Below are 17,630 nucleotides of genomic sequence, written 5' to 3'. Positions count from 1 at the left end.
GTGCCAGACTGCAACTGACGGATCGTCAGAAACAGTCGGGAGGGGCCTTGGAACGCGCGCGTACACCTGTGGTCGACGGGTGGTTCACCGAGAGCGGGCCGGACGGGGAGTTCCGGCTGCTCGGGACCCGCTGTTCGGCCTGTGCCTCGGTGTTCTTCCCCCGTGAGGACGCCTTCTGCCGCAACCCCGCCTGCCCGGGCGGGGAGTTGGCCGAGGTGCCCCTGTCCAAGCGGGGCCGGGTCTGGTCCTACACCGACGGGCGGTACCGTCCGCCCGCCCCGTACGTGTCCGATCCCGACGTGCCCTGGGAGCCGTACACCCTGCTCGCCGTGGAGCTGGCCGCCGAGCGGATGGTGGTCCTCGGGCAGGCCGCGCCGGGGGTGACGGTCGCCGATCTGGCGGTGGGCATGGAGGTCGAGGTCGTGCCGGGCGTGCTCGACGAGGCCCCCGGGACCGGAACCGTCCTCGCGACCTGGCGGTTCCGGCCGGTGGGGGTGGCCGGATGAGCCGCGAGGTCGCAGTGCTCGGCGCCGGTATGCACCCCTGGGGCAAATGGGGGCGCAGCTTCGTCGAGTACGGGACGGTCGCCGCCCGGGCCGCGCTCGCCGACGCCGGGCTGGAGTGGCGGGACGTCGGCTCGGTGGTGGGCGCGGACACCGTCCGCTCCGGCTATCCCGGGTACGTCGCCGGGGCCACCTTCGCGCGGGCGCTCGGCTGGCAGGGGGCCCGGGTGACCAGCGTGTACGCGGCGTGCGCCTCCGGGGCCCAGGCGATCGGGGCGGCCCGGGCGCAGATCCTGGCCGGGCTGGCCGACGTGGTGCTGGTGGTGGGGGCGGACGCGGCGCCCAAGGGGTTCTTCGCGCCGGCCGGCGGAGACCGGCCGGACGATCCGGACTGGCTGCGGTTCCGGGTGCTGGGGGCGACGAATCCGGCGTACTTCGGGCTGTTCGCGCGGCGCCGGATGGCCGTGTACGGGGATACGGCCGAGGATTTCGCGCTGGTCAAGGTGAAGAACGCGGCGGCCGGGCTGCTCAACCCGATGGCCCGCTACCGGAAGGCGGTGACGGCGGAGGAGGTGGCCGCCTCCGCGGTGGTGGCGGATCCGCTGCGGCTGCTGGACATCTGCGCCACCTCGGACGGGGCCGCGGCCCTGGTGCTGTGCAGCATGGAGTTCGCGCGGGCGCGCGGGGTGACCGATCCGGTGCGGATCCGGGCGGTGTCCACGGTCACGCCGACCTATCCGCGGACCGTGCTCGACCTGCCGGACATCGCCACCGACTCGGCCGTGGCGGTGGAGCCCGCGGCCGGCTCCTTCCGCAGCTCGATCGCCCGTGCCGCGTACGAGGAGGCCGGGCTCGGGCCGGAGGACCTGTCGCTGGCGGAGGTGTACGACCTGTCCACGGCGCTGGAGCTGGAGTGGTACGAGGACATCGGGCTGTGCGGGGAGGGCGAGGGGGCCAAGCTGCTCCGGGAGGGGGCGACCGCGCTCGGCGGCCGGGTGCCGGTCAACGCCAGTGGCGGGCTGGCCTCGTTCGGGGAGGCGGTGCCGGCCCAGGCGATCGCGCAGGTCTGCGAGCTGACCTGGCAGTTGCGGGGAACGGCCGGGGAACGGCAGGTTACGGGAGCCCGGGCCGGAATCACCGCCAACCAGGGGCTGTTCGGGCACGGGTCGGCGGTCGTCGCGGTCCGCTGAGCCGGCACGTGACCGGCCGCGGGCGGTCGTCTCGTATGCCCTGAACAGGCGGTGTTGTCCGAACGCTTGACGGCCCTGGGTGGCGGGTTCACACTGCGTCCACAGTCCCCCACGAGAGCTGCGGCCCGTACCCCAGTCGGCGGGGGTACGGGCCGCCTCCGCGCCCGGACCGGGCCCGGCCTGATCCGAAAGACAGGCCCCTAGGTCCGGGCCGGCTGACGGCGGTCCCGGGCCACCGTCATCGCGTGCTCCACGACTCCGACCAGGATGTCCTTGACCGACTCGCGGTCACGGGCATCGCAGAGCAGCAGCGGAACCCCCGGATCCAGGTCCAGCGCCTCCCGGACGGTGACCACCGGGTGGCGGTGGGCTCCGTCGAAGCAGTTGACCGCGACCAGGAAGGGGATCTCGCGCCGCTCGAAGTAGTCGATGGCGGCGAAGCAGTCCTCCAGACGGCGGGTGTCGGCGAGCACCACCGCGCCGAGCGCGCCCTGGGCGAGCTCGTCCCACAGGAACCAGAAGCGGTCCTGCCCGGGGGTCCCGAACAGGTACAGCACCAGGTCCTCGCGGAGGGTGATCCGGCCGAAGTCCATCGCCACGGTGGTGGTGCTCTTGGCCTCCACTCCCCTGGTGTCGTCGATTCCGCGGCCGGGTTCGGAGAGGGTCTCCTCCGTACGCAGCGGTCTGATCTCGCTGACCGCACTGACCAGGGTCGTCTTGCCGACCCCGAAGCCGCCCGCGACCAGGATCTTCAGGGTCAGCGGTTCGACCGGCGGCACGACGTGCATGCCGCCGCCGCGGCTAGAGCGCCCGAAGGCCATCGATCACCTCACGCAGAATGGATTCGTCGGGCAGTTCGGCCGGTGGTACCGGCCGGGTGACGTGGACCAGTTCCTCGTCGACGAGGTCGCCGATGAGGACCCGGACCACGCCGATGGGGAGGTCGAGTTCGGCCGCGAGTTCGGCGACCGACTGGGGGCGCTCCCGGCACAGCCCGAGGATGTCGGCGTGTTCCGGGGAGAGGGTCATGTCCCAGACGGGGTCGTCGGCCGCGGGTTCGGCGACGACCAGGGCGATCAGGTCGAGCCGGTGCTGGCCCGCGTGGCTGGTCCGGCCGCGGGTCATGGCGTACGGACGGACGACCGGACCGGCGTCGTCGTCGAACCAGTGGGCGTGCCCGGCCGGGCTGTTGTCGGCCTGTCCGCTGTCGAACGGTGCGGGATCGAACGGCCCGGTGCCGGCCGTGGTGGTGCCGGGGATGCCGACGGTGCCGGCGGGGTCCTGGCCTGAATCGCTCATGCCGTCCGACTCACCCGCCGGCGGGCAGTCCGGTGCGCGGCGCGGTCTTCAGATGGTCGCCCACCCGCTTGACCATCAGGGTCATCTCGTAGGCGACCTGCCCCACATCGGAGTCCGCGTCGGACAGTACGGCCAGACAGCTGCCGTCGCCCGCGGCCATGACGAAGAGGAAGGCCTCGTCCAGTTCCACCACCGTCTGGCGGACCGTGCCCGATTCGAAGTGCCGGCCGACGCCCTTGGCGAGGCTGTGGAAGCCGGAGGCCACGGCGGCCAGGTGCTCGCTGTCCTCGCGGGTGAGCTCCTTGGAGCTGCCGGTGGGCAGGCCGTCTCCGGACAGAACCACCGCCTTGCGGATGCTGCCGACCCGGTCGACCAGTTCGTCCAGGAGCCAGTTGAGCTGGCCGGCGCCCCGGCCCCGGCCGTCGTGCCCTGCGGTCTGCGGTGTGGTCATCGACCGTCCCCCTCGTTCTCGGACTGCTGTGCTTGCTTCTTGCGGCCTGCCGTCCAGCCCCGTTGGAGCGAGGACATCCGGCTCCGCACCTCCTCCGCGTCGCGGTCCGCCGGTGCGGGGGCGGGGGCCTCGGCGGCCGGCCCCTGCTTCAGCTGGGGTGCGAGGCTGGCCTGGCGGACCCGGCGGGGCAGGCCACCGGAGCCCGTTCCGGAGCCTTGCACCGGGGTCGGTTCGAGGCCGTTCCCGGTGCCATTCTTCCCGGAGCGGTGCGGGGAGTTCTTCCCGGGGGTCAGTCCGGGAGTCGTTCCGCCGTTTGTCGCAGGGTCCGTTGTGCCGTTTGTTGCGCTGTTCGTTGAGCTGTTCGATGCGCCGTTTGTCGTGGGGCGCGCGGCCGGGCCGGAACCGGTCGCGTTGTCCACCCGGCGGCCGTGTTCGGCGACCAGGGTCGGCGTACGGCGGCGGCGCGGCAGCGGCACCGCCCCGGCCCCCGGTCGCATGCCCTCGGGCCAGGGGCCGTCCAGCCGGGCGCTCTCCAGCCGGACCGGGCCGGTGGGCGGCAGCGGTTCCCGGTCCGCGCCGCCGGCCGGGAGCCGGTCCCCGGCGCGCTGCTCCGGGGTGCGGCGGCCCAGCAGGGTGCTGCGGGGGGTGCCGCCCGGAGGGGTCTCGTCGTCGAGGCTGGCCATGGCCGGGCGGCCTGCGCCCGCGCCCGGCCCGATGCCGGCCCCGTCGAGGGCGCCGAGGGCACCCCGGGCGGCGGGCTCGTCCAGGCCCAGCGCGCCCAGCGGGGCTTCCAGTTCGACCGGGCCGTCCAGCAGCCCGGCCGGTACCGGCCGCCGGGACGGCGTACCGTTTCCGCGGCTGCCGCGCCGGCCGGCCAGCGCACCCGCGGGACCTCCGGTGACCGCGGCCTTGGCCGGGCCGTCGAGCCGGAAGCCGATGCCGTTGGTGTCCGGGGCCTCGGTGAGCAGGGCTGCCGGAAGGAACACCACGGCGGTGGTGCCGCCGTACGGGCTGGGCTGCAGCGAGACCTTGACCTCGTGCCGCTGGGCCAGCCGGCTGACCACGAACAGGCCGAGCCGGTCGGTGTCGGACAGCTCGAATTCGGAGGTCTCGGCGATCCGCAGGTTGGCGTCGAGGAGTGCCTCGGGGGTCATGCCGAGGCCGCGGTCGTGGATCTCCAGGGTGAATCCGTTGGCCACCTGCTCGCCGTGCACGGCGACGGCGGTGTGCGGGGGCGAGAACACCGTGGCGTTCTCGAGGAGTTCGGCGACGAGGTGGGTGATGTCGGCGACGGCGGGGCCGGAGATGCCGAGCCGGGGCAGCCGCCGGACCTCGATCCGCTCGTAGTCCTCGACCTCCGCGACGGCCGCCCGTACGACGTCCATCAGCTGGACCGGCTTGCGCCACTGGCGGGACGGGGCGGCGCCGGAGAGGATCACCAGGCCCTCGGCGTGGCGGCGCATGCGGGTGGTCATGTGGTCGAGGCGGAAGAGGTCGGCGAGTTCCTCGGTGTCCTCGGTGCGGCGCTCCATGGTGTCGAGCAGGGTGAGCTGGCGGTGCAGCAGGACCTGGTTGCGGCGGGCCAGGTTGACGAAGACCTCGGAGACCCCGCGCCGGAGCTCGGCCTGCTTGACGGCGGCCTCCACGGCGGCACGCTGGAGGGTGTTGAGGGCCTGGCCCACCTGGCCGACCTCGTCCTTCTCGTACTCCAGACGCGGGGCCTCGGTTTCGATGTCCACGTGCTCGCCGGCGGCGAGGCGGCGCATCACGGCGGGCAGCCGGACGCCGGAGGCCTCGTGGGCCTCCTTGCGGAGCCGGGAGAGGTCCCGGACCAGGTCGCGGCCGATGCGGACCGAGAGGATCAGCGAGACGATCAGGGCGAGGAAGCCGAGGATGCCTGCGACGGCCGCCTTGACCAGGACGTTCATGGCGACGGGCTCGACGCGCTTCTGGTACGCGTCGCCGGCTGCGGTGCCCATCGTGGCGAGGCTGTCCAGGACCCGGGTGGAGGCCTCGTCCCACTGTGCGGCGGTGGGGATGCGCGGGTTCTTGACCGGGCCGGAGGCGACGATCTTGTCCTCGGCATCGCGCAGCGGCTTGGTCTCGGCGCCGGACCAGTACTGCTCGAAGTTGTCGCGCTCGTCGGCCGGGAGGACGGCGAGGTTGAACTCGTAGAGCAGTTCGCGCTTGGCCATCAGGTCGGAGACGGCGCGGGTGTCCTCGGGGCCGAACCGCTTGGCGGCGAACGCGGCGGCGATGATGGCGTCCTGCCGGGAGAGGGTCTCGCGGGCCCGGGTGATGCCGACGAGGGCGCGGCCCTGCTTGTCCATCTCGACGTCCTCCAGTGCGTGGAGGTTCATCAGGAATTCGTAGCAGGGGTCGACGAGCCGGTTGTAGAGCTCCAGGGCCTGGGCGGGGTCGAGGGCGGTCTGGTCGACGTTGGCGCGCAGCGCGCCGAGGTCGCGGAAGCCGTCGAGGATGGAGTCCAGGCGCTGTTTGGCGGCGGGGGTGAGGTCTTCGGAGACGTCGGGGTCGGAGGCGTTCGCGGCGACCTCGCGGACGATCTCGTCGGTGGCGGCGCGGCGCTTGGTGAGTTCGGTGGTGGCGGCGGAGGCGCGTGGATCGCCGAGGACGACGAGTGTCTGCCGGCGTTCCTTCTGGATGACGCGGACGACGTCCTCGACCGGGTAGCCGATCCGGTTGATGACGGCGGCGACGTCGAGGAGTTGGACGGCCTGACGGCCGGTGAGGACGGTGGCGAAGCCCCAGAGGGCGGTCAGGGAGACGAGCGGCACAAGGAGCAACGCCACGATCTTCCGGCGGATGGACTTCCCGCGAAAGCGCATGGGCTCCACAGCCTCCCCCAGCTCAACCCCGCTGCTGGGGGTCGGTGTTCCGTCAATCAAACGGCGTGAGCCTACTACTGCCGGGTGAAGGGCTCGAAGGGGTGTCCGGACGTTTTCAGCCGGTGCTGCGGACGAAGATCACGAGTTGTCCCTTAGTTCCCGTCAACAGAGGACCGTTATGTGGCAGATGACACTTGGTGAGGTATCGGCTCCCGTAGCCTGATGGATGGCTGGAATTGTTCGTTCCGGGGGTCTGTTGCGGGGAATCCGGCAGGCTTGTGGGAGGTCTTGGGACGGTGGCACGCATGGCGGGCCGTGTGGTGGGGAGGGAGGGGAGCATGGGCAGCGAACACCCGGACCGGCGGGAGGACCACGAGGCGGCGGTCCGGCTGCCGCGGCAGGGCCTGTGGGTGGCGGAGCCGGCCGCCCGGCCCCGGATGCCGGACCCGGTCCGGACCGCGGCGGTGCGGGCGGTGCTGATCGTGGCCGTGACCCTCACGCTGGCCACGATCACCTTCTTCCTGGCGCTGACGGGCTCCTGGCTGGCCCTGCCCATGGTGCTGATCTCGGTGGCCGGGACGATCGTGGGCACCTGGGGCGTGCTGGATGTATGGATCACCCGGCAGATGTGGAAGCAGCGGTACGGGGTGGTGTCGGTGCCGAGCAGTACGGCGCGGGGGCGCCGGGGCGCACCGGAGCCCGCCTACGGCTCGGCGTACGCCCCGCAGCCCGCCCCGCCGCACCCCGGACACCCGGGGCACGGCCCCGGCCACGGCCCCGGTCCGGGATCGCAGCCGGGCGGCCTGCGCCGCGCCTGACGGGGCCTCAGGACTCAGGCCTCAGGGCTCAGGACTGCGGGGTCTTGCGGAACATCCGGGTGGCGGTGATCTCGCCGTGGATGGTCTCGCCCTCCGTTGCCTGCTGCGGCAGCCCCGGCCGCAGGTGTTCCTCCACGCTGATGTACTTCAGGCCCGCCCGCAGGTCCGCGTCGTTGCGCAGGCGGATCACCAGCGGGAACTCCGCCAGCGCCGTCGTGTCGAACAGCCCCGTGGTGTAGAGGAGCTGCACGCCCAGCGCGTCGGACACGGCCCGCTGGAGTTCCAGCAGGTAGGTGGCGTTGGCCCGGCCGATCGGGTTGTCCAGGAACAGCGTGCCCGCGTGCCGGTGCTTGTCCCGGCCCCGGTCGTTGCTGCGCAGCGCCGCCATCGTGCAGTACAGGGCGATCGCCGCGGTCAGCAGCTGGCCGCCGGAGAACACGTCGCCCATCTGCCCCACCGGGACCCGCTCGGCGCGCAGCACAGCGTCCGGCTTGAGGATCTCCACCGAGATGCCGCGCGGCTCCAGCGCCGCCTGCACCCCGCGCAGCAGCAGGGACATGCCGTCGCGACGGCCCTCCCCGAAGGAGGCGTTCTTCTTGACCGCGGAGCGGGTGGCCTCGTCGATGACCTCGCCGAGCCGCTCCGTCAGGGTCGCCTGGTCGGGCTCCTCGAAGCGGATCCGCAGGAACTCCTGCCCCGACCACTCCCCCAGTCCCTCGGGCAGCTGGGACAGGCGCTGCGCGGAGCGCAGGGTGGCCAGGGCGGACTCCACCAGGCCCCGCAGCCGGTCCACGATGCTGTCGCGGTTGCGTTCCAGCTGCTCCAGCTCGTCGGTCAGCACCCGCAGGCGGGGCGCGAAGGCCGCCGCCCAGGCGGCGGCGTGCTCCGGCAGGGCGGATGCGGGCAGTTCGCGGATCTGCTGGCGGGCGGGGGTGCGTACCTGCTCGTAGCGGGTGGAGTTGGCGTGCCGTACGAGGATGTCGGAGGCCTCCCGGACCGCGGCCTCGGCGGCGGACAGGTCGGTGGTGCAGCCGCGCAGGGAGCGGCGGGCCTCGGCGGCGGACTGCCGGGCCTCCTCCAGGGCGCCCGGGTAGGGGGTCTGGTCCTGCGCCTCGTCCTCGGCGGCCCCCTGGTGCGTGTGGTCCCGCAGTTGGTCCCGGAGCTGGGCGGCGGTCTCGTCGAAACCGCCGGCGCCGTCCTCGGCGGCCCGGTGGGCGCGCAGCAGCTCGGCATGGGCGGCGCGGGCCGATTCCACGGCGGCGGTGTGGGCGGCCAGCTGGGCGGTGGAGGTGCGCAGCAGCACCTGGGCCTGCTCCACCTGCTCCGGGACCAGCTCCTCGGGGAGGTCGGTGTGCGCCCCGCCGTCGGCCGGGGCCAGGCGTTCGGCCTCGCCGCGCAGTCGGCCGAGCTGCTCGCTGGCCGTGCTCGCGCGGGACTCCAGCATCTGCACGAGGGACTCGGCGCGGGCCGCCGCGGCCTGCCGAGACGGGCCGTCGGCGCCGTCGGTGCCCTCGAGGAGCTGGGCGGCGCGGGTGCGGACCTTGTTGGTGAGGCGGTCGAGTTCGGCGGTGGCGGCGCTCTCGTCGCTCTCCGAGCGGGCCTGCTCGGCGCGCAGGTCGGCGCCGACGCCGACCTTCTCGTAGAGCTGGGAGGCGGCCCGGTAGGCCTCGCGGAGGTCGGGCAGGGCGGCGCGCTGCGGCTGGTCCTCCTCGGGCGGGAGATCGGATACGCCGGCGATCTCGGCGCGCTCGGCCCGCAGGGCGCGGGCGGTGCGGCGGGCGTCGTCGGCGGCCCGCTGGGCGGCGCGGCGGTCCTCGTCGGCGGCCCGGGCGCGGTCCAGGCAGACCTCGGCGCGGGCCTCGGACTCGGCGGCCTCGTCGGCGAGTTCGCGGACCTTGGCCTGCCAGCCGGCTCGTTCGCGAAGCCGGAAGGCGAGTCCGGCGAGGGCGTCGGCCGCGCGGCGGGCCCGCTGGGCGGTCTCCTGGCGCTCCTCGCGGACCCGGGCGGCGTCGGCGGCGGCCTCGTCGGCCTCGGCGCGCACGGTACGGGCCTCTGCCAGCTCGGCCTCGGCCTCCACGGCGAACGCGCGGGCGGCGACGGCCTGTTCGCCGAGTTCGGCGAGCCGGCCGGGCGGACAGCCGGTACGCCAGGACGTGAGCCGGGCGGCCAGCTCGCGGTCCCCGGCGAGGCGGGCGGCGAGGTCCCGGATCTCGGTGTCGCGGGCGCCGGCCCGGGTCCGCAGGGCCTGGCGCTCCTCGTCGGCGGCGTGCTCGTCGTGCATGGCGGGGTTCGGCGGCACCAGAAACACCCCGCTGTCACCGGCCGCGTCGGCCGGCGGTACGGGCGCCAGCAGGGCGGCGGCGGTGCCGACGGCCACGGTGGACCGGGGCAGCAGGGCGGCGCCGGCCAGTACCTCGCGGGCCCGGGCGTGGGTGTCGGGCTCGGTGATGACGACGCCGTCGACCAGCTCGGGCCGGGCGGCGAGCACGGCGGCGTGGTCGGCGGGGTCCACGGACTGGGCGAGGTAGCGCCAGCCGGGCAGGGCGGGGATGCCGTGTTCGCCGAGGTACTCGACGGTGGCGAGGACGTCGGGGCCGGGCGGCAGCAGGCCGCCGTCGCCGAGCGCGCCGAGGATGCGGGCGTCGTCGGCGGCGGCGGTCCGCAGCTCGAAGAGCTGGCGTTCCGCTGCTGCGACCCCGGTGTGGAGGAGCTCGCGCAGGTCGTCGGCGTTCCGGTCGAGCGCTTCGGGGCCGAGGCCCCGGCCGGCCGGGCCGGAGCCGGTGTCAGTGTCGGCGGCGGCTTCCCGCGGGTGCGGGAGGACGAGGTCCGGGGCCTCCGGGAGGCCCAGGAGTTCCGCGAGGCGGGGTGAGTCCGCGATGGCGGCGGCCGTACGGCGTTCGGCTTCGTGGGCGGCTTCGGCGGCGGCTGCCGCATCCGCGGCACGGGCGGCGGTCAGTTCGGCGCGGGACTCGCCGGCCGCGGCCTCCCGGGCCGCCGCGGACGCGGTACGGGCGGCCTCGCGCGCCTCGTCCCAGGCGGCGACGGCGGTCTTCTCCGCGTCGCTGGCGGCCAGCGCGGCCCGGGCCGGGTCGGCGTCGGGGGCGGAGTCGTCCAGCCAGCCCGCCCGGACGGCCTCGGCAGTCTCCTGCTCGACCTCGGACAGCCGGGCCCGCAGGTGCTCCGCCTCGCTGCGGGCGCGCTGGGCGGCGGTGGCGGCGGCCGTGGCGTCGCGGTGCGCGGTCTCGCCGGCCTCCTGGAGCGCGGCGGAGCGCTCCTCCTCCTCGTTCGCGACCCGCTCGCCGTCCTCGGCGGCCGTGTGCAGGGCCCGTACCAGCTGTGCGGCGGCCGTCGCCCGGGCCGCCAGCGCCGGGGCGGCGTCCCGCTCGGCCTCGCGGATCGCGGCGGCGACCCGGGCGGAGCGGTCGGCGGCGGCCCGGTGCCGGAGCACGGTCTCGGCGGCCTGCCAGGCCGCGTGCAGGGTACGGGCCTCCAGGAGCTCGCGGCGCTGCGCGGTGGCCGCCTTGTCGGCGACGGTCAGGGCCAGCGAGGCGTGCCGGTAGGCCAGTTCGGCGGCGATGGCGGCGCTCCGGTCGCGGGCCGATTCCGCCGCGGTGACCTCGTGGGCGGCGCCGGTCACCCGCTGGGCAAGGTCGGCCGCCCGGGCCCGCTCCTCCGTGGCGCGAGCGGACAGGCGGCGGGCCAGGGTGCGGGTGCGGCGCTCCGCGCCCGCATGGACGTCCCGGCTGCGGGAGCGGCTCTCGGCCGCCTCCACGATCCGGGTGAGCAGGTCCACCGAGCCCGCGGTGAAGTCGCGTTCGGCCATCAGCTCGGCCCGGCGGCCCAGCTTGTTGCCGAAGCCGTGGACGAGGTCGGCCAGCCCGTCGGTGTCGCGGGTGTCGGTGACCGCGCGCAGCAGCAGGTCGGTGAAGTCCGAGTCCTTCTTGACCGCGAACAGGCCGGCGGCCTCGCCTTCGTCGGCGTTCATCTCCCGCTGGTATCGGAAGAGTTCGGGGTCGAGGCCGAGTTCGGTGAGGTGCTCGTTCCACCGGTCGTGGATCTCCTCGAAGGAGACCTCCAGGTGCGGGTAGGCCTTGCCGGCCTCGGTGAGGGCGTCCCGGAAGCCCTTCATGGTGCGGCGGCGGCCCTGCGCGCCGGAGGCTCCCTCGACGGGCGGCCGGACGGCGGTGGCCTCGGCGACGGGGAGGCTGTCGAGGCTGAGGCCCGGGCCGGGCCGGAAGGAGTACCAGGCCTCGGCGAACTTGCGCGGGTCGTTGGAGACCTGACGGCCGCGCCATTCGCTGACCTTGCCGACGACCACGCACTCGCCGGTCTGGGTGTGCTGCCATTCCAGCGCGACGTGGCCGCAGTCGTCGGCGAGCAGGAACTTGCGCAGCACGCCGGAGCTGGCGCCGCCGAGGGTGTTGCGGTGACCGGGCAGCATCACCGAGAAGATCAGCTTGAGGAGGACGGACTTGCCGCCGCCGTTCTCCAGGAAGAGCACCCCGGCGGGCGCCGGCCGACGCGGCGGACCCGACGGCTCCTCCTCGAAGAACTCCGCCTGTGTCGGGGCCGGGTGGGGCACCGGCTCGCCGACTCCCCGCAGGTCCAGCACGGTGTCGGCGTAGCGCGCACCGGCGGGACCGATGGAGTAGAGACGGATCCGGGACAGCTCGTACATGGCGGCGGACTCTCGTTGTTTCTGGGTGTTGTCGGTGCGTTCTCGGTACGTGGGGCAGGTGGCTCAGGCGTGGAACGGCAGGCCGGCGTCGGCCACCAGGTCCAGGTCGTCGCCCTCGGGCGGCGGCAGCAGGGTCGCGGAGCCGTCGCCGACGGGCACCACGCCGAGGTCGAGGAGCTCGGCCATCGCGGCGCTGCCGGCCATGTCGCGGACCTGGAGCTGGTAGCGGGGGGTGGTGCGGTACGTGCCTCCGGCCTCGTCGCCGGTGCGCTGGAGGAAACCGGACTCGGTGAGGAAGGCGGCGGCCTTGCCGACGATGCCGGTGGTGGAGCCGGCCAGGCGGCGGGCGTCCTTGGTGGCGCCGGTCGCACTGCGGCGGGTGTACACCCGCCAGGCGGCCTCCAGGCCGGGGGCGTCGGTCGCCGGGTCGGTGTTCTCGCCGAGCTCCTCGGCGCGGTCCTCCAGGCGGCGGCAGGCCTGCCGGACGAAGGCGTCGACGCCGTTGACGGTGATCCGGCCGATGTAGCCGTCGTCGGCGAGGTCCTCGGGGCGGGGGAAGGCGAGGGCGGCGACGGCGAGATGGGCGAGGCCGTGGAGGAAGCGGTCGCCGCCGTCGGCGGAGGTGCGGCGGGCGTAGTCGCCCATCCGTACGGCGAAGACGGAGTCCTCGCCGGCGGCGACGGCCATGCCGGCGCGCGGGGAGACCTCGAGGACGACCAGGCCGAGCCCGGTGGCCACGGCGTCGGCGAGCCGGCCGAAGGCGGGGTCCTCGCGGTAGCGGCGGAGCAGGTCGGCGTAGTCGGCGTCGCGGGCCGGGAGGAGCTTGGGCTGCAGGCCGTACGCGACGAGTCGGGCGGCGTCGGCGGCATCGGCGGGGGTGAGCACGGCGGGGCCGGCGGGGCCGGCCTGGGCGGTGGGGCCGGCAGGGCTGGGCTGGGCAGTGGGGCCGGCCTGGGCGGTGGGCTCGGGCGTGGGCTCGCTCCACGTGGGGTGCTCGGCGTGGGTCTCGCTCACGGCTGGGGCTCCTTGGGGGTGGTGGTCAGTGCGGTGGTCCGGTGCGGGGGCAGGGTTGCTCCCCCACCCCGCCCCTTCCCGAAACCGGGGGCAAGCCCCCGGCCCCCGGGCCGGGCCGCGGCCCAGGACTGCGCCCGGCTCCGCCGGCGCACAGGGGCGCAGCCCCGGAAGGCGGGGCCGGGCTCCGCCGGTCCGGCGCCCGGCAGGGCGGAGCGAACACACGGCGCCGCCACGGAGGCGGGCTCCGCCGGGGTGCCGGGCCCGGCCGGGGAGGCAGGCAGCCGAGGGGAGGCGGAGAGGGGGGTCATGAGGACTCCGCTCGGGCTGCGGCCATGCCGGCCGCGTCGAGGAGGGCGGTGCCCACGATCAGGTCGGCGCCCCCGAACTCCGGGTCGTCGAGCACCGTGCCGTCGTCCACCGCGAACAGCAGCCGCTCCTCCCCCTGCCGGTACGCCGTACCGACCGCCGGGCTCGCCGCGTGCACCGCGAGCAGCGCCACCAGGTACGGCAGATCCGGGTCCTGCCGGCGGGCCTCGGCGAGCAGACCGGACAGCCGTCGCGGGGCGTCGTGCGGCAGGTCGAGCAGCTCCATGGCGGAGGCGAGCTGCTCCTCGCTGAACCGGCTGTCGTCGGGGGTGGCGATCAGGTCGGGCTCGGGCATCTCCGCGCCGAGGTGCTCCCGCTCCAGGGGCGGGGTGAGGAGGATCTCCACGAGATCGGCGACCCGTACGGAGACGGGCGTCCGCAGGCCGGTGCCGGCGGCGAAGAAGGCGTCGGTGACCCGGGTGGCCTGCTCCAGGGGCAGCGGCAGCACAGGGGCCACGAGCTGCCCGTACAGGTCGATGCCGGAGCGCGGCGCGGGCGGCGCGAAGGCCTGCCGGTCCTGCTCGGCGCGGAACAGCGGCCCGGCTTCGAGGAGCCTGGACTGGAGCTGGGTGTGCCGGCGGATGCAGTCCTTGACGATGTCGACGAGCTCGGCGGCGCGGCGCTTGTGCTCGGCCGTCTTCGCGTCGGATCCGGCTTCCGCCTCGTCCCGCGCCTTGCGGATGTTGGTGAGGATCGCGTTCTCGTGGCGGTACCGGTCGGCGACGTGGTCCAGCGCCTCGGCGATCATGTCGGGCACGGCCTGGAGCCAGTCCACGGCGCGGACGTTGCGCCGGGTGGCGTCCAGGGTGCGGCGGAGCGTCTCGGCGTACTGGACGGTCCGGTACCGGGCCTGTTCGGCGGCAAGCTGGGCGTCAGCGAGCCGGCCCCGGCTGATCAGGACCTCCAGCTTGACCTCGGCGGCGATCTGGGCGCTGGTCACATCCGTGTCAAGAGCGCCGACCAGCACGTTGACGGCCTCGTCGGTGGTGCGGAGGTAGACCGTGCCGCCGGGTCCGGGGACCTCCTCGATCAGCTTGAAGTCGTAGTCGCGGCGGACATAGACGCCATCGGGGCCGAAGGTGCCGTAGATGGCGCGGAAGCCGCGGTCGACGCTGCCGACGTTGATCAGGTTCTCCAGCACCCAGCGGGCCACCCGCTCGTGTTCGGCAGCGGGCCGGGCGGGGGCCTGGGCGGCGACGCGCGGGAGCAGCCGGGCCACTATCTGCTCGTGGTCCGCACCGGTGTCGAAGTCCATGTTGAGCGTGACCAGGTCGATCGCGGCGAGCGCGACCTCCGCCATGGCGTAGACCCCGTACTCGCCCGCCAGATTGGCCTTGCGGACGTCCAAGTCGTGCAGCGGGGCCGTGCATGCGAGCGCGCGCAGCCGCCGGGCCAGGCCCTCGTCGGCGGCCGGGCCCGGAGCCGGGGACGGGAGGGTCTTCGCCGGGGGAGGAAACGTCACGACGGAAAGATTAGGCGCTGACCCTGACAACCACCCAAACGGCACGGTTCGGCCGGATCGTCCCGGACCGCACGGGGTCCGGTGCCGGGCTGCTCTACGCTCACCGCATGGCTCCCATGATCACACCTTCGGACCCGGTTCCGGACCCGGTGCCGGACTTGGTCGTCGACCTGAACGCCGATCTCGGCGAGGGCTTCGGCCGGTGGACGCTGACCGACGACGAGGCACTCCTGTCGGTGGTGACGAGCGCCAACGTGGCCTGCGGTTTCCACGCCGGGGACCCCTCCATCATGCGGCGCGTGTGCGAGCTGGCCGCCGAGCGGGGCGTACGGATCGGCGCCCAGGTCTCGTACCGCGACCTGGCCGGGTTCGGGCGGCGGGCGATGGACGTGCCGCCGCAGGAGCTCGCGGCAGAGGTGGCGTACCAGATCGGCGCGCTGGAGGTGTTCGCGCGGGCGGCCGGCTCCCGGGTGTCGTACGTGAAACCGCACGGCGCGCTCTACAACCGGACCGTGCGCGATGCCGGCCAGGCGGCTGCAGTCGTCGCGGGCGTCCGGCTGGCCGCCGGGCCGGGGGCACCGCTGCCGGTGCTGGGCCTGCCGGGATCGCAGCTGCTGGCGGCGGCCCGGGAGGCGGGGCTGGAAGCGGTGCCGGAGGCCTTCGCGGACCGCGCGTACACCCCGGAGGGGACGCTGGTGCCGCGCGGCGAACCGGGGGCGGTGCTGCACGACCCGGAGGCGGTGGTGGCCCAGGCCCTGGCCCTCGTACGGGGTGGTGCGGGGCGTTCGCTGTGCCTGCACGGGGACACCCCGGGGGCGGCGGAGCTCGCGCTGCGGGTGCGGCGGGCGCTGGCCGAGGCGGGCGCGAGGGTGGAGGCGTTCACGTGACGGGCCGCCCGCACGTGACGGGCGCGGAGGTGGCGGGCTTGCCGGTGCGGGTGGTGCAGGTGGTGCGGGTGGTTCCCGTGGGGGCGGAGGCGCTGCTGCTGGAGGTGGACTCCGCGGCGGAGGTGGCCGCGCTGCACGCGGAGGTGCTGCGCCGGCGGGCGGCGGGCGAGCCCGGGCTGGAGGGCGTACGGGATGTGGTGCCGGCCGCCCGGACCGTGCTCATCGACGGGGTGGCCGCGCCGGAGGCGCTGGCGGCCCGGATCGCCGAATGGCGGGTGCCGCCGCTGGCGGAGAGCGAAGGCCCCGAGGTCACGGTGCCGGTGCGGTTCGACGGGCCGGACCTGGCGGAGGTGGCCGGGCACTGGGGGGTGACGGCCGGGGAGGTGGCCCGGATCGTGACCGCCACCCCGTTCCGGGTGGCGTTCTGCGGTTTCGCGCCCGGATTCGGCTATCTGACCGGGCTGCCGGAGCGGTTCCACCTGCCACGGCGGGCGACCCCGCGTACCTCCGTACCGGCCGGCTCGCTGGCCCTGGCGGGCGAGTACGCGGGGGTGTACCCGCGCTCCTCGCCCGGCGGCTGGCAGTTGGTCGGCCGCACCGACGCGGTGCTGTGGGACCTGACACGGGAGCCGGCGGCGCTGTTCGCTCCGGGGGTGCGGGTGCGGTTCGTGGAGGCGGGGGCGTGATGGCGGAGGGCGTCGGCCGGGGCTTGGCGGTGGTGCGGGCCGGGTCGCTGACCACGGTTCAGGATCTGGGGCGGCCCGGGTACGCGCACCTGGGGGTGCCCCGGTCGGGGGCGCTGGACACCGAGGCGCATGCGCTGGCCAACCGGCTGCTGGGCAACCCTGCGAGTGCGGCCACGCTGGAGACCACGCTGGACGGGGTCGCGCTGCGCGCGGTGGGCGCGGTGACGGTGGCGGTGACGGGTGCGCCGTGTCCGGTACGGGTGGCCGGGCGCCCGGCGCCCTGGGGTGCGCCGGTACGGCTGCCGGACGGGGCGGTGCTGGAGGTGGGCGCAGCGGCGTACGGGGTGCGGAGCCATGTCGCGGTGCGGGGTGGCTTCGCCGTACCGGAGGTGCTGGGCAGCCGGGCCACGGATCTGCTGTCGGGGCTCGGGCCGCCGGTCCTGACGGCCGGGACGGTCCTGCCGGTGGGACGGCCCTGGGGCCCGGTCGCGGGCGCGGACACACTGCGGGTGCCGGCGCCGCCGGCCGAGCTGGTACTGCCGGTGCGGCCGGGGCCGCGGGCGGACTGGTTCACCGAGGAGTCGGTGGCGGCCCTCGCCCGTGGGGCGTACCGGGTCTCCTCCGCGGGCAACCGCATCGGCCTGCGCATCGAGGGCGGCCCCGCCCTGGTCCGCGCCCGCGGCGGGGAACTCCCGAGCGAGGGCATGGTCCTGGGCGCGGTCCAGGTCCCTCCGGACGGCCTCCCGGTGATCTTCCTGGCCGACCACCCGGTGACAGGCGGCTACCCGGTCCTCGGCGTGGTCCCGCGCCATGCCTTGGGCGCGGCGGCTCAGGCGAGGCCGGGGGTGGGGGTGCGGTTCGTGGTGGGTTGAGGGGGGTTTCTACCTGGGCGGGGTCAGGTGGTGTCCGGGGGCTGCCCGTCAGTCCCAGTGTCTTTCCGTGTCGGCCGTCGGTCTCAAGGGCGCTCCTTCGTCGCGTCGCTTCGCGATTCCGCTTCGCTCCACCCTTGACCCCGCCGTCCGCCCCGGAAAGACAAGGACTGTCGGGAAGCCCCCGGAGGGAGGGCCGGCATGGGGAACGTGTCCCAGATACGGCCACGCGAGGGCGGCCGGGCAGCGGCTCCCGCCCGACCGGCCGCCCTTGCGGGCGGAGAGCTCCATTTCCCCGAAGCCCCAGCTCAATTGGCCATACCAGACCATGGGCGCAACCGATCGCTACGCACTCCGCCCGGAATAGCGTCCCCGGACCGGCCGTGGCCGAACATAAGCCGCCAACGACCACTACACGCTCCTGCCGACAGGCGACAGACAGACCGGCCGTGGCCGGACACAGGCCGCCAACGACCACTACACGCTCCTGCCGACAGGCGACAGACAGACCGGCCGTGGCCGGACACAGGCCGCCAACGACCACTACACGCTCCTGCCGAC

13 protein-coding genes are annotated in these 17,630 nt (G+C 74.8%); 6 read left to right on the top strand and 7 right to left on the bottom strand.

The window, feature by feature from the left end; translation table 11 throughout:
* Positions 1 to 47: 47 nt before the first annotated feature.
* Together ABT123_RS34465 and ABT123_RS34460 are read left to right on the top strand one after the other, a co-directional pair.
* A complete protein-coding gene (locus tag ABT123_RS34465) occupies positions 48 to 506 on the top strand; it encodes a Zn-ribbon domain-containing OB-fold protein (protein WP_351322019.1) in 459 nt (152 codons plus the stop codon).
* Positions 503 to 1,693 (top strand): lipid-transfer protein, encoded by a 1,191-nt coding sequence (locus ABT123_RS34460; RefSeq protein ID WP_351322017.1) that lies wholly within the window; start codon positions 503 to 505, stop codon positions 1,691 to 1,693. The genes ABT123_RS34465 and ABT123_RS34460 overlap by 4 nt, the downstream gene beginning before the upstream one ends.
* 200 nt (positions 1,694 to 1,893) lie before the next feature.
* Here ABT123_RS34460 and ABT123_RS34455 read toward each other — a convergent pair whose 3' ends face one another.
* Genes ABT123_RS34455 through ABT123_RS34440 form a run of 4 tightly spaced genes read right to left on the bottom strand, consistent with a single transcriptional unit; the run spans position 1,894 to position 6,289 of the window.
* Positions 1,894 to 2,514 carry a GTP-binding protein gene (locus ABT123_RS34455; protein WP_351322015.1) on the bottom strand — a complete coding sequence of 207 codons (621 nt, stop codon included), beginning with the start codon at positions 2,512 to 2,514 and terminating at the stop codon, positions 1,894 to 1,896.
* Positions 2,495 to 2,992, bottom strand: a complete 498-nt coding sequence (locus ABT123_RS34450; RefSeq protein ID WP_502971153.1) for a DUF742 domain-containing protein — start codon at positions 2,990 to 2,992, stop codon at positions 2,495 to 2,497. Before ABT123_RS34450 ends, ABT123_RS34455 begins: the two co-directional genes overlap by 20 nt.
* Before the next feature lie 10 nt (positions 2,993 to 3,002).
* Positions 3,003 to 3,443 (bottom strand): roadblock/LC7 domain-containing protein, encoded by a 441-nt coding sequence (locus tag ABT123_RS34445; protein ID WP_351322013.1) that lies wholly within the window; start codon positions 3,441 to 3,443, stop codon positions 3,003 to 3,005.
* On the bottom strand, positions 3,440 to 6,289 hold the full coding sequence (locus ABT123_RS34440) for a nitrate- and nitrite sensing domain-containing protein (RefSeq protein ID WP_351322011.1): 2,850 nt from the start codon (positions 6,287 to 6,289) through the stop codon (positions 3,440 to 3,442). The genes ABT123_RS34445 and ABT123_RS34440 overlap by 4 nt, the downstream gene beginning before the upstream one ends.
* Before the next feature lie 338 nt (positions 6,290 to 6,627).
* Between ABT123_RS34440 and ABT123_RS34435 the strand changes: the two genes are divergently transcribed.
* Positions 6,628 to 7,107 (top strand): hypothetical protein, encoded by a 480-nt coding sequence (locus ABT123_RS34435; RefSeq protein WP_351322009.1) that lies wholly within the window; start codon positions 6,628 to 6,630, stop codon positions 7,105 to 7,107.
* Positions 7,108 to 7,135: 28 nt separating this feature from the next.
* On the opposite strand, the gene ABT123_RS34430 is transcribed toward ABT123_RS34435, so the two are convergent.
* From ABT123_RS34430 to ABT123_RS34420, 3 genes are all read right to left on the bottom strand, one after another.
* Entirely contained in the window at positions 7,136 to 11,785 is a 4,650-nt protein-coding gene (locus tag ABT123_RS34430; protein ID WP_351322007.1) for a hypothetical protein, read from the bottom strand.
* Positions 11,786 to 11,848: 63 nt separating this feature from the next.
* Entirely contained in the window at positions 11,849 to 12,799 is a 951-nt protein-coding gene (locus ABT123_RS34425) for a hypothetical protein (protein ID WP_351322004.1), read from the bottom strand.
* Between the two features lie 304 nt (positions 12,800 to 13,103).
* On the bottom strand, positions 13,104 to 14,627 hold the full coding sequence (locus ABT123_RS34420) for a hypothetical protein (protein WP_351322002.1): 1,524 nt from the start codon (positions 14,625 to 14,627) through the stop codon (positions 13,104 to 13,106).
* Between the two features lie 107 nt (positions 14,628 to 14,734).
* Here ABT123_RS34420 and ABT123_RS34415 point away from each other — a divergent pair, with 107 nt between their 5' ends.
* The 3 genes from ABT123_RS34415 (at position 14,735) to ABT123_RS34405 (ending at position 17,072) form a co-directional block, all read left to right on the top strand.
* Positions 14,735 to 15,514: a LamB/YcsF family protein gene (locus tag ABT123_RS34415; RefSeq protein ID WP_351322000.1), complete on the top strand. Its 780-nt coding sequence runs from the start codon at positions 14,735 to 14,737 to the stop codon at positions 15,512 to 15,514.
* A 62-nt stretch (positions 15,515 to 15,576) separates the two neighbouring features.
* The gene (locus tag ABT123_RS34410; protein WP_351322038.1) at positions 15,577 to 16,200 is read left to right on the top strand and encodes a 5-oxoprolinase subunit B family protein; all 624 of its coding nucleotides are present in this window, start codon (positions 15,577 to 15,579) and stop codon (positions 16,198 to 16,200) included.
* Positions 16,200 to 17,072, top strand: coding sequence for a 5-oxoprolinase subunit C family protein (locus tag ABT123_RS34405; RefSeq protein WP_351321998.1), 873 nt, complete (start codon positions 16,200 to 16,202; stop codon positions 17,070 to 17,072). Before ABT123_RS34410 ends, ABT123_RS34405 begins: the two co-directional genes overlap by 1 nt.
* Positions 17,073 to 17,630 lie beyond the last annotated feature (558 nt).

Origin of the sequence: Streptomyces sp. NPDC002054, from assembly GCF_040296685.1 — a bacterium.
Taxonomy (GTDB): Bacteria; Actinomycetota; Actinomycetes; order Streptomycetales; family Streptomycetaceae; genus Streptomyces.
Note: the sequence above shows the minus strand (reverse complement) of the source record. Positions and strands in the feature narration are given on the sequence as shown.

Bases quoted from the DNA above. Each gene is read 5' to 3' on its own strand.
- ABT123_RS34460 (WP_351322017.1), top strand. From the start codon at position 503: ATGAGCCGCGAGGTCGCAGTGCTCGGCGCCGGTATGCACCCCTGGGGC.
- ABT123_RS34455 (WP_351322015.1), bottom strand. From the start codon at position 2,514: ATGGCCTTCGGGCGCTCTAGCCGCGGCGGCGGCATGCACGTCGTGCCG.
- ABT123_RS34450 (WP_502971153.1), bottom strand. From the start codon at position 2,992: ATGAGCGATTCAGGCCAGGACCCCGCCGGCACCGTCGGCATCCCCGGC.
- ABT123_RS34445 (WP_351322013.1), bottom strand. From the start codon at position 3,443: ATGACCACACCGCAGACCGCAGGGCACGACGGCCGGGGCCGGGGCGCC.
- ABT123_RS34440 (WP_351322011.1), bottom strand. From the start codon at position 6,289: ATGCGCTTTCGCGGGAAGTCCATCCGCCGGAAGATCGTGGCGTTGCTC.
- ABT123_RS34435 (WP_351322009.1), top strand. From the start codon at position 6,628: ATGGGCAGCGAACACCCGGACCGGCGGGAGGACCACGAGGCGGCGGTC.
- ABT123_RS34430 (WP_351322007.1), bottom strand. From the start codon at position 11,785: ATGTACGAGCTGTCCCGGATCCGTCTCTACTCCATCGGTCCCGCCGGT.
- ABT123_RS34415 (WP_351322000.1), top strand. From the start codon at position 14,735: ATGGCTCCCATGATCACACCTTCGGACCCGGTTCCGGACCCGGTGCCG.
- ABT123_RS34405 (WP_351321998.1), top strand. From the start codon at position 16,200: ATGGCGGAGGGCGTCGGCCGGGGCTTGGCGGTGGTGCGGGCCGGGTCG.